The organism is Aeromonas dhakensis, assembly GCF_000820305.1.
Lineage (GTDB): Bacteria > Pseudomonadota > Gammaproteobacteria > Enterobacterales > Aeromonadaceae > Aeromonas > Aeromonas dhakensis.
Window position 1 is genome coordinate 15,947 of sequence record NZ_CDBH01000029.1, and the last position, 12,963, is coordinate 28,909.

At 66.3% G+C, this 12,963-nt stretch carries 10 protein-coding genes; 2 read left to right on the forward strand and 8 right to left on the reverse strand.

Going from position 1 to position 12,963, the window contains the following annotated elements:
- Positions 1–18: 18 nt before the first annotated feature.
- Both BN1143_RS06200 and BN1143_RS06205 read left to right on the forward strand, forming a co-directional pair.
- On the forward strand, positions 19–1,047 hold the full coding sequence (locus BN1143_RS06200) for a glycosyltransferase family 9 protein (protein ID WP_042050005.1): 1,029 nt from the start codon (positions 19–21) through the stop codon (positions 1,045–1,047).
- Positions 1,048–1,102: 55 nt separating this feature from the next.
- Entirely contained in the window at positions 1,103–2,215 is a 1,113-nt protein-coding gene (locus BN1143_RS06205; protein WP_042050007.1) for a glycosyltransferase family 9 protein, read from the forward strand.
- Here the strand turns inward: BN1143_RS06205 and BN1143_RS06210 are convergent.
- The 8 genes from BN1143_RS06210 to BN1143_RS06245 all read right to left on the reverse strand — a co-directional run bounded on the left by BN1143_RS06210 (position 2,151) and on the right by BN1143_RS06245 (position 12,850).
- Positions 2,151–3,218 (reverse strand): glycosyltransferase family 9 protein, encoded by a 1,068-nt coding sequence (locus BN1143_RS06210; RefSeq protein WP_042050008.1) that lies wholly within the window; start codon positions 3,216–3,218, stop codon positions 2,151–2,153. The two genes, BN1143_RS06205 and BN1143_RS06210, sit on opposite strands and share 65 nt — an antisense overlap.
- 169 nt (positions 3,219–3,387) lie before the next feature.
- Positions 3,388–5,568, reverse strand: a complete 2,181-nt coding sequence (locus BN1143_RS06215) for a TonB-dependent receptor (protein WP_042050009.1) — start codon at positions 5,566–5,568, stop codon at positions 3,388–3,390.
- A gap of 129 nt (positions 5,569–5,697) precedes the next feature.
- Complete coding sequence (locus BN1143_RS06220; RefSeq protein ID WP_042050010.1) at positions 5,698–6,654, reverse strand: siderophore ABC transporter substrate-binding protein; 957 nt, start codon at positions 6,652–6,654, stop codon at positions 5,698–5,700.
- Positions 6,651–7,433: an iron ABC transporter ATP-binding protein gene (locus BN1143_RS06225; protein WP_042050011.1), complete on the reverse strand. Its 783-nt coding sequence runs from the start codon at positions 7,431–7,433 to the stop codon at positions 6,651–6,653. Before BN1143_RS06225 ends, BN1143_RS06220 begins: the two co-directional genes overlap by 4 nt.
- Positions 7,430–8,365: an iron chelate uptake ABC transporter family permease subunit gene (locus tag BN1143_RS06230; protein WP_082038456.1), complete on the reverse strand. Its 936-nt coding sequence runs from the start codon at positions 8,363–8,365 to the stop codon at positions 7,430–7,432. The genes BN1143_RS06225 and BN1143_RS06230 overlap by 4 nt, the downstream gene beginning before the upstream one ends.
- Before the next feature lie 11 nt (positions 8,366–8,376).
- On the reverse strand, positions 8,377–9,315 hold the full coding sequence (locus BN1143_RS06235; protein ID WP_042050013.1) for an ABC transporter permease: 939 nt from the start codon (positions 9,313–9,315) through the stop codon (positions 8,377–8,379).
- Positions 9,312–11,051 (reverse strand): ABC transporter ATP-binding protein, encoded by a 1,740-nt coding sequence (locus tag BN1143_RS06240; RefSeq protein ID WP_042050014.1) that lies wholly within the window; start codon positions 11,049–11,051, stop codon positions 9,312–9,314. The genes BN1143_RS06235 and BN1143_RS06240 overlap by 4 nt, the downstream gene beginning before the upstream one ends.
- Positions 11,045–12,850: an ABC transporter ATP-binding protein gene (locus tag BN1143_RS06245; protein WP_042050015.1), complete on the reverse strand. Its 1,806-nt coding sequence runs from the start codon at positions 12,848–12,850 to the stop codon at positions 11,045–11,047. The genes BN1143_RS06240 and BN1143_RS06245 overlap by 7 nt, the downstream gene beginning before the upstream one ends.
- Between the last annotated feature and the right edge of the window lie 113 nt (positions 12,851–12,963).

The following is a 12,963-nucleotide window of genomic DNA, read 5'->3' on the forward strand; positions in this document are numbered from 1 at the left end:
ACACATGCTGGATGACCCATGAACCTCAAAAAGTTGCTTACCCATTCCATTGCCGGATGGCTGATCGGCAGAGAGCCTGACGCCGCCCCATGCCCTGCCGGAGCGCAGGTGGAGAGAGTGCTGGTGGTCGGTTATGACGCCATCGGCGACTTCATTCTTACCCTGCCCGCCATCGCTCGGCTCAGGGAGATGTACCCCGCCGCGCGCCTCGAGCTGGTGTGCAGCCGGCGCAACCAGCTGCTGGCGGCATCGGTCGCCGGGATCGACGAATGTCACGTGATCACCCTCAACGACACCCTGTTGCCGGTGAGCATGTGGTGCAAGCTGCGTGAACTCAGGCAGCGGCGATATGACCTGGTGATCAATCTGTTTGACGAGCCTGATGATATCGCCATGGCCAAGTTGCTGTTGCTGGCCAACGGGCGCTTGCAGTCGTTGCCCCTGCGCTTCAAGAGCGAAGGGCAGCAGAAGTTGCTGCCGCTGTTCAACAAGAAGGCCACCATAGTGTCGTCACGTCCCAGCCGGGATCACTTCGTCTATCGCATGCTCAGCGTGACCGGCGAGCAGACCGGGGTGCCAGTCTGCATACCGTCGCCCTGCAATGAGCAGCTGGATACCCGTGCGTATGGCCGTTATCTGCTGGTCAACCTGACGGGCAGCCAGGTCGGCAACTCGATGACGGAGGCGCAGATTGGCGGCATCCTGGCGCAGTTGCCTGCCTATGAGGGGATCTCCTACCTGGTCTTCTCCAGGCAGCCAGTGGTTTGTTCGCGGCAAGACATGAGAGCGCTGTTTCCCGACACCATTCTCGATGCCGCCAAGATCATCAAGGATGCGCGAGGGGTCATCTCGACCGATACCTCCATCATCCATATCTCCTCTTCCTTCGGGGTGCCCACCCTGGTGTTGATGAACAACGAGCGCTGGCGCGATGCCTTCATCCCGCTGGCGGGCCGCAACATAGTGCTGAGGTCGACCACGGATCAGCTGGCGGCCCTGTCGCCGGCCGAGATCAGTCGTCAGGTCGATGCCCTGATGGCGCTCTAGCCGCGTCAGGCTGGTATCATCGTTATCCCAATTCAACGGCCCTTCTGGTGGATTCATGTCATTAATCAACGATCTGCAACTCCAGCGTGACATTCTTCGCCGCAAGCTGGGGCAGCTGCTGTTCGATCGCAAGCGGCCGGCTCCGCTGCACGAGCGCAAGGGGAAGATAGTGTTGCTACGCTGGGATGCCAAACTGGGCGATGCCATCGTCTCGTCCTGGGTGGCCCGCGAGCTCAAGCGCGCCAGCCCGGAGCGGGAGGTGTGGATCGTCACGACTGCGGCCATGGCGCCCCTGTTTCGCGATCATTTCGGCATGGACAAGGTGATAGAGGTGCCCAAGCGGCCGGGCTATGGCCAGCTCAAACGGCTGGCCCATTCGCTGGGGGAGGTGGAGTGCCTGGTGCATTTTGGCAAGATGCTGAAAATGAAGGACATCTTCTTCATCAGTCAGGTCAGGGCGGATTGGGTCGCCGGCATGGACGATGCCCTGCAGGCGGTCAACCTCAAGCTGGGCAAGGCCTCCAGCGGCATGCACTTCTCCGACAAGTTTGCCCTGCTGTTGCAGCGGCTCGACGTGAACAATCCGGATCAGCAATACATAGTCCCGACCATGAGCCCACCCGATGCGCTGGCCAGCTGGTGGCCGGCCGCGCCGGTCCTCTGTTTCAACCCGTACGGCAGTGGTAGTTCCCGCCGTCTGCGGCCCGAGCTTATCAGCCAGATGATTGAGCAGATGCTGGCGGCCGGCTCTTGCGCCATCTGCCTGCTCTATCCGCCGGGCATGGAAGAGGAGGTGGCCGGGATCCGGGCCGACCTGAGCCGGCCGGATCGCCTGCTGCTGTCACCGGATGCACCCTCGCTGGCCGGGCTGTTTGCCCAGCTGCGCCAGTGTCAGGGGCTGATCTCGGTGGACACGGCGACGGTGCACATCGCCGCCGGGCTGCACAAGCCCATTCTTGGCCTCTACAACCCGGACATAGGGGGCGGCAACGAGAACTTCCTCGAGTGGCACCCCAACTCCCCGTCAGCCACAGTGCTGTTCTCGACCAATACCCGGGAGCAGGATATCAACTCCCTCGATCTGGCCGAATTCGAGCGTACTTTCAGGGCGTGGCTGCTTGCCAATCAGGCAGCGTTGTCAGCCGTGCAATCACCAGCTCGGGCGTGATGGCGCGCAGCAGGGCTTCGTCGATGAAGTCCTTCCCCGCGTTCTGCGGCAGCTGGAAGCCGGGCCCCTTGGCATCGAACACATCGATGGCCTGATAACGGGGGTGGTTGACCGGGTTGGCGATGATCTTGTCGCCGCCCGGGGCCACTATGGTCAGCAGGGGCAGGTCGATGGCCTGCGCCATGTGGCGGGGGCCGGTGTCATTGCCGACAAACAGCCGGCAGTGAGCAAACAGCCCCACCAGCTCCCGTACCGAGCGGGTCTTGATGTGGTCGAAGACGCTGGCTTGCAGGGCGGCGGGCAGCAGTGGTTTCAGGCCGCGGTTGTACTCCTCTTCTCCCGGCCCGCAGTAGATCAGGATCTGGGCATGGTGCTGCTCGATCAGCCACTGGGCGACCTTGGCGAAGCAGTCGATAGGCCAGCGCTTGTAGTGTCCTAGCGAGTTGACGCCCATGGCGATCAGCGGGCGGTTCAGGTCGACGCCGGCGGCCAGCAGGGCATCCCTTCCTTGTTGTTTCTCTTCTTCACTCAGCCAGAGGTAGTAGTTGCGATCCTCGCGGGCCAGCTTGAGCGGCTTGAGCAGCGAGAAGCGGTCGTCGACCAGGGTGCTGTTGCCCTGAAACTCGGTGTCCTTGCGAAAACGGACGATGCGGTTGTGGCCGAGCCGCCAGGGGAAGGAGTCAAAGCCGATGCGCAGGCGGGCACCGGAGAAGAGGCAGCTGAGCAGACCGATCATCTGGCCCTGGCTGTTGACCACCACATCGTAGCGTTCGCGGCGAATGGCCAGCAGCAGATCCTTCATGTAGCGCCACTCGTTGCGCCTGGCCTTCTCGATGATGATGAGCCGATCGATATTGGGATTGCCCTGCGCCATACCCGCGCAATAATCCATGACCAGATAGTGAACCTCGCCGCTTGGGTCATTCTGCTTGAGGTTGTTGCACAGCGCGGTGGAGATCAGTACATCCCCTATCTGTTTGGTTTGAACTACTAGGTATTTCATAAGGCAGGCCTCAACAGAGGTCATGGTTGATCGTGAGCGTGACAGCATACCGCACAAGTGAGTCAGATGCTGTCGGTGCGGCGTGAAAATCCGATCTGGCGCAAGCCGGCCGGGCCGGCATCCGAGGCACATAAAAGAAAAGCCATTTTGACAATGGCTTTTCTGCTGCTTAGAAGGTGAGCGAGGTGGAGAGCTGGAAGGTGCGTGGCGCCCCCAGGCCGCCGGAGAGGCCGCTGCCGTCGCCGCCGGACCAGGAGCCGATCCAGTAGTCGCGGCCGGTGAGGTTCTGCACCGCGGCCCGCACGGTCAGCGCGTGATCGGCGATCCGCATGGTGTAGCGGGCCCCCAGGTCGAAGGTGGTGTAGGAGGGCAGCGAGAGGCGGTTGTCATCGGTGACGAAGCGCTCGCCGATGAACTGGGTGTTGCCGGTCAGGGTCAGCCCCGGCACGGCGGCCAGATCGTACTCGGCGCCGAGCTTGGCCATCCACTTGGGCACCCCGGTGGCCTGGTGGCCGACGTTGCTCTCGTTGAGCGCCTTGGTCAGCTCAGCCTGGGTGTAGGAGGCCCCGCCCAGCAGGCGCAACTCGGGGGTGAGCTCACCGAACAGATCCCACTCGATGCCGCGGTTGCGCTGTTCCCCGTAGACCCCGTAGACGTTGGAGTTGGGGTCTGTGTAGGCGCTCGGCTTGGCGATCTGGAACAGGCTCAGGGTATGGGCGAAGTGGCCCAGATCCAGCTTGGCACCGACCTCATACTGCTTGGTCTGATAGGGCTTCATGATCTCGCCGGCATTGCTGGCGGTGTTCGGTGCCGCCCCCCCCTGACTCAACCCCTCGATGTAGTTGGTGTAGACGGCGAAATCGTCGCGCAGCTTGACCAGCAGAGTGGTGGCGGGCGAGACCCGGCTCTCCTCGTAGCGGGCGGTCTGGTCGCCGCTGCCGTTGAAGTTGCTGCTCTCGACTGTCTGGCGGCGGGCCCCCAGGGTCCACTGCAGGTCGCCATCGAGGAAGGAGAGGGTATCGACCAGCGCCACGCTCGCCAGGGTCGCCTCGCTGCGCGAGGTGACGGCACCGTACCCGGCGAGATCCGGCGCGGGCCCGAAGTCCAGCCGGTCGTAGTTGGTCATGGCGTGGTTGAAGAACATCTTGTCCCGGAAGGTCTGCTCCGAGGTGTAGCGGGTGGCGGCCAGCGACCAGGCGTGATCGACCGGACCGGTGCCGAAGGTGCCGCGCAGGCCCGCCTCGCCGGAGCGCTGGGTGCCGTCCCGCTCGGAGCGGGCCGCCATGGCATTGATGTCGCCGGCGTCGTTGAGCAGAGTGTTGCGGGTGATGAGGGCGCTGTAGCCGCCGTCACGCTGGCCCCAGGCGATGAAGGCGGTGAGGTTGTCGGTCAGATCATACTCGGCACGCAGCACGGCAGCCTTGGTGTCGTTGATGGTGTAGGCCCAGGCCGGCGCCAGGGAGTAGTCACCACGCTTGGGCTCGGGCAGCTGGGTCACCTGGCTGGCGACCGAGAAGATGCCGAAGTAGTTCACCCCGTCCACCCGCTCGTGCTGCCGGTAGAGATCGGCCGAGGCGCGGGCCCGTTCGCCACGCCAGTCCAGCCCGACCGAGGTGAGCTCCATCTTGTGCTGCTGGTCGTTGACCGCGGTGTCCCCGTCCCGATAGACACCGTTGAAGCGTACCCCCCACTGCTGCTCGTCGCCGAAACGGCGACCCAGGTCCAGGTGCACGCCGCCGAGGCCGTCCGATTCATAGCTGGCGGTGACCTTGGCCAGGGGGGTCTTGCCGGCGCGCTTGGGCACTATGTTGATGTTGCCGCCCACGCTGCCATCCGGCGGCATGCCGTTGAGCAGTACCGAAGGCCCCTTGAGCACGTCGACCCGCGCGGCCATCTCGGTGGAGCTGCGCATGTTCGGTGCCATGCCGATGAGGCCGTTGAAGGTGATGTCGTTGGCGTTGGTGTTGAAGCCGCGGATGTAGAAGGTCTCGAACAGGCTGCGCTTGCTCGGCACATAGACCGAGGGGTTGGTGGCACCGGCCACGGCGCCTATGTCCTGGGCCTGGCGATCCTCGATGTACTCCTCGGTGTAGCTCACCGTGTTGAACGGCGTCTCCAGGAAGGGTTTGTTGCCGAGCAGGCCGACCCGGTTGTCGGCGGCGACCTGGCCGCCGGCGTAGGCCTTGCGACCCTCCACCACCACGACCTCGTCGGGACGGGGGGCGGCTTCTTCATGGGGAGCCGGGGCGGCCCAGGCACTGCCCAGTTGCAGGCCGGCCAGGATGGCCAGCGTCAGGCGGGAGAGTCCGTGGCGCGGCACGGCAAGGGAGGGGGAGTGCAATGTCTGCATGCAGGATTCCTTTCAGGGTGAGGAGTGCGTTTTTGTCTCCTTATGCTTTCCGGATGACACTCTAAAATCCTCAAATAAAAATAACTCTCATTTGCGTGTTGATGCCCGGCGCTGGCCGGGCATGGGGGATCAGCTGCGATAGGCGGCCATCACCTCGTCGGCGATGCGGTTCAGGCAGGTGAAGCTGGCGGTGCAGAGGTACCAGGTTTCGGGGTCGACGAAGCGCACCTTGCCGTTGCGCCACGCCTTGGTCTGGCGCAGCAGCGGGTTGTCCAGGGTGCTGGCGTCGATGGCCGTGCGTCGCTCCATCACGGCGGTGCGGTCGATGACGAACAGGATGTCCGGGGCGGCCTGCTGGATGAACTCGTTGGAGATGGGTTGGCCGTGCATGCCGGTGTCCCGCTCCAATCCGGCCGGCTTGACCCCCAGGGTGTCGAACAGGAAGCCGTAGCGGGATTGGGTGCCAAAGGCGGTGAAGGCGCCGTTGTTGTGCAGCACGATCAGCGCTCTTTCCGGACGATCCTGCGTCAGCGCCTGCACCTCGGCGATCTTGGCGTCCATCTGCTGCACCTTCTCTTTGGCCAGCGCCTCCTGGCCGAGCAGGGTGCCGAGGGTGAGCAGGTGGGCCTTGGCGGCCTCCAGGATGTGGCCGTCGCGGTTGGTCATGTCGATGTCGTAGTGCAGGGTCGGGGCTATCTGGCTCAGCGCCTCGTAGCTTTGGGCCTGCAGGGGGGAGATGAGGATGAGATCCGGCTTGAGCTTGTGCAGCCGCTCCAGGTTGGGCTGGATGGTGGTGCCCACGTCCATCACGGCCGGGTCGTCCCGATAACGCTGCAGGAAGTGCGCCACGTAATCCTTGGCGATGCCGGCCACCGGGGCCTGCAGCTGATCCAGGGTATCGAGTTCGCTCATGTCGAAGGCCACCACCCGCTTGGGCGGGGTGACGACCCGGGTGGTGCCGAGCTGGTGGGTCACGGTGACCACGGTGCCGTCGGCCCCGGTGGCGGCCTGCTCTCTGGGAGCGTCGCAGCCGGTGAGCCCTGCGATGGCGGCCAGCAGCACGGCGGTGAGCGTATTGATCCTCATAACAATTCTCCAGACGGGGTTGGGTTGAAGTAGTTGCACAGCAGGCCGCGCTGGCTCGGCAGTATGTCGAAACGCAGGTCGTAGAGCGCCTCCAGGTTGGCCGGGGTGACCATCTCGGCGACCGGGCCGCTGCCCGCAAGCACGCCCCCCTTCATGGCGACGATGTGGTCGGAATAGTTGGCGGCGAAGTTGATGTCGTGCACCACCAGGATCAGAGTGCGCCCCTGCTCGTCGCTGAGGCGGCGGATCGCCTGCATCAGCTGCACCGCATGCTTCATGTCGAGGTTGTTGAGGGGCTCGTCGAGCAGCAGGCAGTCGGTCTGCTGGGCGACGGTCATGGCGAGGTAGGCCAGCTGTCGCTGCCCGCCGCTCAGCTCGTCGAGGTAGGCCCGGCGCAAGGGGGCGAGGGAGAGAAAGTCGATGGCCTCGTCGACCGCGATGCGGTCTTCCCGGGTCAGGTTGCCCTGGCTGTAGGGGAAGCGGCCGAAGGCGACCAGCTCGTCGACCGTCAGTCGCAGCCCCACGTCCGGCGACTGGCGCAGGGTGGCGACCCGCTTGGCGTAGTCACGGGCGGTGAAGCGGTGCAGGTCGGTGCCTCCCAGGCGTATCCGCCCCTGGCTGATGGGCAGCAGGCGGGCCATGGCCATCAGCAGGGTGCTCTTGCCGGCGCCGTTGGGGCCGATCAGCGAGGTGACCCGACCGGCCGGGAAGTCGACTGTGATGTCGCGCAGGACGGCGCGATCGCCGTAGCGCTGGTGAACCTGTTCGAGGGAGATCATGGCGATCCTCTGGTTTTGACCATCAGGGCGAGGAAGTAGGTGCCGCACACCAGGTTGATGAGGATGCTGACCGTGGTGCGGTAGTTGAAGATCTGCTCCACCAGGAACTGGGCCAGGATGAAGAGCGCGATGGCGATGGCGCAGCCGAGCGGCAGGGTGACCCGGTGACGGAAGGTGCGCGCCAGGGCATAGCTGATGTTGGCCACGAACACCCCCATGAAGGCGGTGGGGCCGACCAGGCTGGTGGAGACGGCCACCAGCACGGCGATGAGTGCCAGGTGCAGGCGTACCGCCCGCCGGTAATCCACCCCGAGCGAGCTGGCCTGCTCGCGCCCGAGCGCCAGCACGTCGAGCTCGGCCTGGCGGCGGGCGATGACGAGACAGACCAGGGCGACCAGACCGCCCCCCATCAGCAGCTCCGGCGGCTGGGCCCGGTTGAACGAGGCATAGCCGAACCCCTGCAGGATGGCGAACTCCCCGGGGCTGGTCTTGAGCTGGACAAACTGGGTCAGGGTGCCAAACACCATGGTCAGCACCAGCCCCGTCAGCAGCAGCTGGAACAGGTCGCTCTGCCCGGGCCGGAACAGCCAGCGGTGGATGATGGCCGAGTATCCCAGCATCAGCAGCAGCGACAGCACGCCGTTCTCCTCGCGCCCGAGCAGCAGCAGGCTCTGGCTGCCGAGCAGTAGCACCAGCAGGGCTTGCAGCAACAGATAGACCGCCTCGTACCCCATGATGGCGGGGGTCAGGATGCGGTTGCCCGCCAGGGTCTGGAAGCTGATGGCCGAGACCGCGATGCAGACGCCGGCGACTGTGATGGCGGCCAGGCGCAGCAGCCGCTGGGGGATGATGTAGCCGGTGTCGAGATCCGATCCGAACAGCACAAAGGTCGCGGCGAGCAGGGCCAGCAGCCCCCAGATCCCGTAACGCATAAGAGTCTCTCTCATCGGCGCTGCCAGAGGATCAGCAGCAGGAACAGCACGCCGCCGAGGCTGCCGGCGGTGAGCCCGATGGGCACCTCGAAGGGGTGGATCAGCAGCCGGCTCAGCAGGTCGCATGCCAGCAGCAGCAGGGCACCATAGAGAGCCACCAGCGGCAGGGTCTTTCTCAGGTGCTGGCCGTGGCGCAGCACCACCAGATTGGGGATCACCAACCCGACGAAGGGGATGGCGCCGACCGTGATGACGGTGGCGGCCACGGTGACCGCCACCAACAGCAGGCCGAGGGTGGCGGTGGCCGAGTACCCGAGCCCCAGGCTGGCGGCGGCCTCCTCCCCCATGCCGAGCACGGTGAAGCGGTGGGCGTAGAGATAGGTCAGCAGGGTGATGGGCAGGATGAGGTAGATGATCTCGTAGTTGCCCTCGACCACCTTGGAGAAATCCCCCAGCATCCAGCCCTGGATGCTCTGCAGTATGTTGTGCTGGTAGGCGTAGAACTCGGCGAGGGCGCTCAGCACGCTGCCATACATGAGGCCGATCACCGGGATCAGCACGGTATTCTTGAAGCGGATGCGGCGCACGATGACGATGAACAGCAGGCTGGCGGCAAAGCAGAAGGCGAGCGCCAGCAGCATGCGGCCGGTGGTGCCGGCGGCGGGCAGCTGGGTCAGGGCGATCAGGATGCCGAGCTTGGCGGCGTCAAGCCCGCCGGAGGTGGCGGGCTCGACAAAGCGGTTCTGCACTATCTGCTGCAGGATGACGCCGGCCACCGCCAGCCCGGCGCCGGTCAACAGCACCGCCGCCAGCCGCGGCAGGCGACTGGCGGTGAGGGTGAGCAGGCCATCCCCGGCGAAGAGCTCCGCCAGCGGGAGGGGGCGCGCCCCGATCAGCAGGGAGCACGTGGCCAGCACCAGCAGGGTCGCCGGCAGCAGGAGCGCCCTCACGCGTCCTCTCCGGTCAGGCGCCACCCCTTGGCGCTGGCGCGCTGCGCCAGGAAGTGGGCATAGCGCCCCGGCTGGCGGCTGAGGACGGCGTGGGGGCCCTGCTCGCACACCATGCCATCGTCGAGCACCACTATCTGATCGGCCATAGCCACGGTCGAGAGCTGGTGGGCGATGACGATCAGGGTGCGTTTGCCCCGCAGCCGGGCCAGCGTCTCTGTGATGGCGGCCTGGTTCTCCGCATCCAGCGCGGCGGTGGCCTCGTCCACCAGCAGGATGGGGGCGTCCTTGAGCAGGGCACGGGCGATGGCGATCCGCTGGCGCTCGCCCCCCGAGAGGCGCGCGCCACCCTCGCCAACCTGGGTGTCGAGCCCGAGCGGCAGGCGCTCGACTATCTCGCTCACCCCGGCCTGATGGGCGGCGTGCAGCAGCTCGGCATCGCTGGCCTCGGGCTTGCCGATGCGGATGTTGTCGGCAATGGTGCCCTGGAACAGATAGGCATCCTGGAAGATCTGGCTGATGTGACTGGCTAGGGTCTCACCGCTCATGGCGCGCACGTCCACCCCTCCCACCAGCACGGCCCCTTCGCCGACGTCGAAGAAGCGGGCGATGAGCCGCAGTACTGTGCTCTTGCCCGAGCCCGAGGCACCGACCAGCGCCATCATGCTGCCGGGCGCCACCGCCAGATCCACCCCCTTGAGCACCTGCGGGTGGGCCGGGTCATAGCCAAAATGCACCCCGCGCAGCTCCACTGAGCCATCCAGCGGGGTGGCAGGAGTGGCCGGCTGCGGCTGGGCCGGGTAGTCGAACATGGTTTGCAGGGCCGCCAGCTGGGCACGGGCGCCGCGCAGCACGTCGCTGTAGCCGGCCACGTCGAGCAGAGGATCGATGAAGCGGTTGATGAGCACCAGGGTCACCAGGGCGGCGATCAGGCTCTCCCTGTCGGCACCGCCCAGGTGCTGGGCGGCCACCAGCAACAGGGTGGCAAAGCAGGCCTGCACTGCCCAGACGTTGAGCCCCGAGGCCAGGGCAGTGAGCCGGATCAGCTGCCTGCCGGAGGCTTGCTGCTGGGCGATGGCCTGCTCGAGGAAACGGGTTCCCCCCTGCTCGCCGTTGAAGGCGCGCAGCACCGACTGGGCCTGGGCAAACTCCACCATGCGCTGGCTGGTATCGGCGGCATGCTGGTGGAAGGTCTGGTCGGCGTGCTGGTTGAGGCGGGTGGTGAGCAGGAAGACCGCCACCAGCAGCGGCAGGGCGATCAGGGCGATGAGGCCGAGCTGCACATCGAGGGCAAACAGGGCCACCAGCACCACCAGCGGGGTGATCACCCCGCCAAACAGGGGGGTGAAGACGTGGGCCGGCAGCTGGGCCAGCTCCATCATGCCTTGCGAGGCCAGGTGGTTGAGGCGGGCGGTGTTGGCCGGGGTGAACCAGCCGATGGGCAGGCTGCCCACGTGCTCGCCCAGGGCGTGGCGGCCGGTGCTCAGCACCGCTATCCCCACGGCGATGCCAGCCTTTTCCACCCGGCGGCGCAGGTTCCAGCAGAGCAGCACGCCGATCAGCTGCACCAGCAGCCAGCCGGTGGCGGCGTCGGTCTCGGCGCGCAGCAGGTGTGTGAGCACCGGGATGAGGCAGACCAGGGTCAGACCGCAGAGCAGGCCGTAGAGCAGGGCCAGCAGGCCGTAGCGGCGCAGCAGGACGGCGTCGTCGCCGAGCAGGCGCAGGAAGGTGTTCAGCATGTGGGGACGGCCTCCTGATGAGGGATATGGGTCTGGGTGGGAGTGTCGTATCCCCCCTGTTCCCACAGACGGGCATAGCGGCCGCGGCGGGCCAGCAGTTCGTGGTGGCGCCCCTGTTCGCACAGGATGCCGTTGTCGAGCACCAGGATCCGGTCGGCGTGCATCACGGTGTCGAGCCGATGTGCGATGACGACCAGGGTGCGGCCGCGGGCGAAGGTGGAGAGCGCCTGTTGCAGCTTCACCTCGTTGTCGGCGTCGGCGGCGGCGGTGGCCTCGTCGAGCACCAGCACCGGCGGGTCGAGCAGCAGGGCGCGGGCGATGCTGACCCGTTGCAGCTCGCCGCCGGAGAGGTTGGCGTCCTCACCGACCACGGCGTCGTAGCCCCGCGGCAGGGCCTGAATGCGGTCGTGGATGTTGGCGCGGCGCGCGGCGGCCTCGACCTCCTGGCGGCTGGCGCCGGGGCGGCCGAGGGCGATGTTGTCGTGCAGGCTGGCGTGCACCAGGCGCACCTCTTGCAGCACGAAGCCGATGTGGCGATAGAGCTCGCGGCTCTCGAGATCGCGCAGGTCCACCCCGCCCAGGGTGATGCGCCCCTCGCTCGGGTCGAAGAAGCGCAGCAGCAGCCTGGCCAGAGTCGATTTGCCGGCCCCGGAGGCGCCGACGATGGCGGTGACCGTGCCCGGGGTCAGGGTGACGGTCAGCTCGCTGAGCACCGGGGTCTGGTCGTCGTAGCGGTAGCTCACCTGCTCGAGGTGCAGGGTGTTGTCGGCCGGCTGCAAACCGGTGCCGGCGGCGGGCTCCGTCAATACCGGGGTGGCGAGCAGGGCGTGGAGCCGTTCGGCGGCCGCGGTGGCGCTGCCGAGATCGTGCTTGAGGTAGCTCAGCAGCATCAGGGGGGCGCACAGCCCCGGCGCTACCAGCACAAAGGGCAGCACCTCGGCAGGTGTCATGGCGCCCGCTCGTACCATCACCACGGCGCCGGCCAGCACCACCCCCAAGACCGAGGCGGGGGCCATGATGGCGTTGGCGTTGGCCATGGCCGCGACCAGCGGACGGGTGAAATCGGTGAAGGCGCGGGCAAAGTCATCGATGGCGTTGCGGTAGCTGGTGTGCAGCCGGCCCTGCACGCCGAAGGCCTTGACCACGGGGATGCCGCTCACGAACTCCACCACGGCGTTGTTGATGCGGGCCATGCCGGCGCCGAACTGCTGCATGTTGGCGGCGCTGGCGCGATGGGCGCGGGCGGAAAACAGGAAGAAGAGCGGGAAGGGGGAGAGGGCGATGAGGGCCATCCGCCAGTCCATGGCGAAGAGGTAGATCAGGGAGATGAATACAGCACCGCTGCAGCGGCCCAGGGTGGTGTAGAAGTGGGCCGTCAGGCTGTGCAGGGTGCCGATGTCGTCCTGCATCGCCTGTTTAACCTCCCCCGAGGCGCGGGCGGTGAACCAGCCGAGGGGCACCCGGGCCAGCCGCCGGGTCAGGGCCAGGCGCAGCTGGCCGGTGATGCGGTTGTCGGCCAGGTGGGCCACCAGATCGCCGGCGCTGAGCAGGATCATGCCGCCAAACAGGCAGGCCAGGCTGATCCCGAGCACTGCGGTGATCGCGTCGCCTGGCACGGCGGCCTCGGCCAGCATCAGGCCCGCCAGGTGGGCGATCCCGGCCAGCGGGACCAGGGTCAGCATGGCGCCGATGGCCGCCAGCAGGGCGGCGGCGATCAGGTGGCCGCGAATGGGGGCCAGCACGCGGCTGATGGGCCCGCCAGCATTGGCCTCGGGGCACTGCACATCGTCTGCCTTCATGGCTATTTCTCCACGGTGAAGTGATGGTGGCCGCAACGAGCGACCGGATCTCTGTGGTTTTCCGTACGGGGGACAAAAAACCTCAAATGAATCTTTTTATTTCCCCCATCCGG

Excerpts from the sequence above, each read along its gene's own strand:
- BN1143_RS06200 (WP_042050005.1), top strand. The coding sequence starts at position 19 with ATGAACCTCAAAAAGTTGCTTACCCATTCCATTGCCGGATGGCTGATC.
- BN1143_RS06205 (WP_042050007.1), top strand. The coding sequence starts at position 1,103 with ATGTCATTAATCAACGATCTGCAACTCCAGCGTGACATTCTTCGCCGC.
- BN1143_RS06210 (WP_042050008.1), bottom strand. The coding sequence starts at position 3,218 with ATGAAATACCTAGTAGTTCAAACCAAACAGATAGGGGATGTACTGATC.
- BN1143_RS06215 (WP_042050009.1), bottom strand. The coding sequence starts at position 5,568 with ATGCAGACATTGCACTCCCCCTCCCTTGCCGTGCCGCGCCACGGACTC.
- BN1143_RS06220 (WP_042050010.1), bottom strand. The coding sequence starts at position 6,654 with ATGAGGATCAATACGCTCACCGCCGTGCTGCTGGCCGCCATCGCAGGG.
- BN1143_RS06225 (WP_042050011.1), bottom strand. The coding sequence starts at position 7,433 with ATGATCTCCCTCGAACAGGTTCACCAGCGCTACGGCGATCGCGCCGTC.
- BN1143_RS06230 (WP_082038456.1), bottom strand. The coding sequence starts at position 8,365 with ATGCGTTACGGGATCTGGGGGCTGCTGGCCCTGCTCGCCGCGACCTTT.
- BN1143_RS06240 (WP_042050014.1), bottom strand. The coding sequence starts at position 11,051 with ATGCTGAACACCTTCCTGCGCCTGCTCGGCGACGACGCCGTCCTGCTG.
- BN1143_RS06245 (WP_042050015.1), bottom strand. The coding sequence starts at position 12,850 with ATGAAGGCAGACGATGTGCAGTGCCCCGAGGCCAATGCTGGCGGGCCC.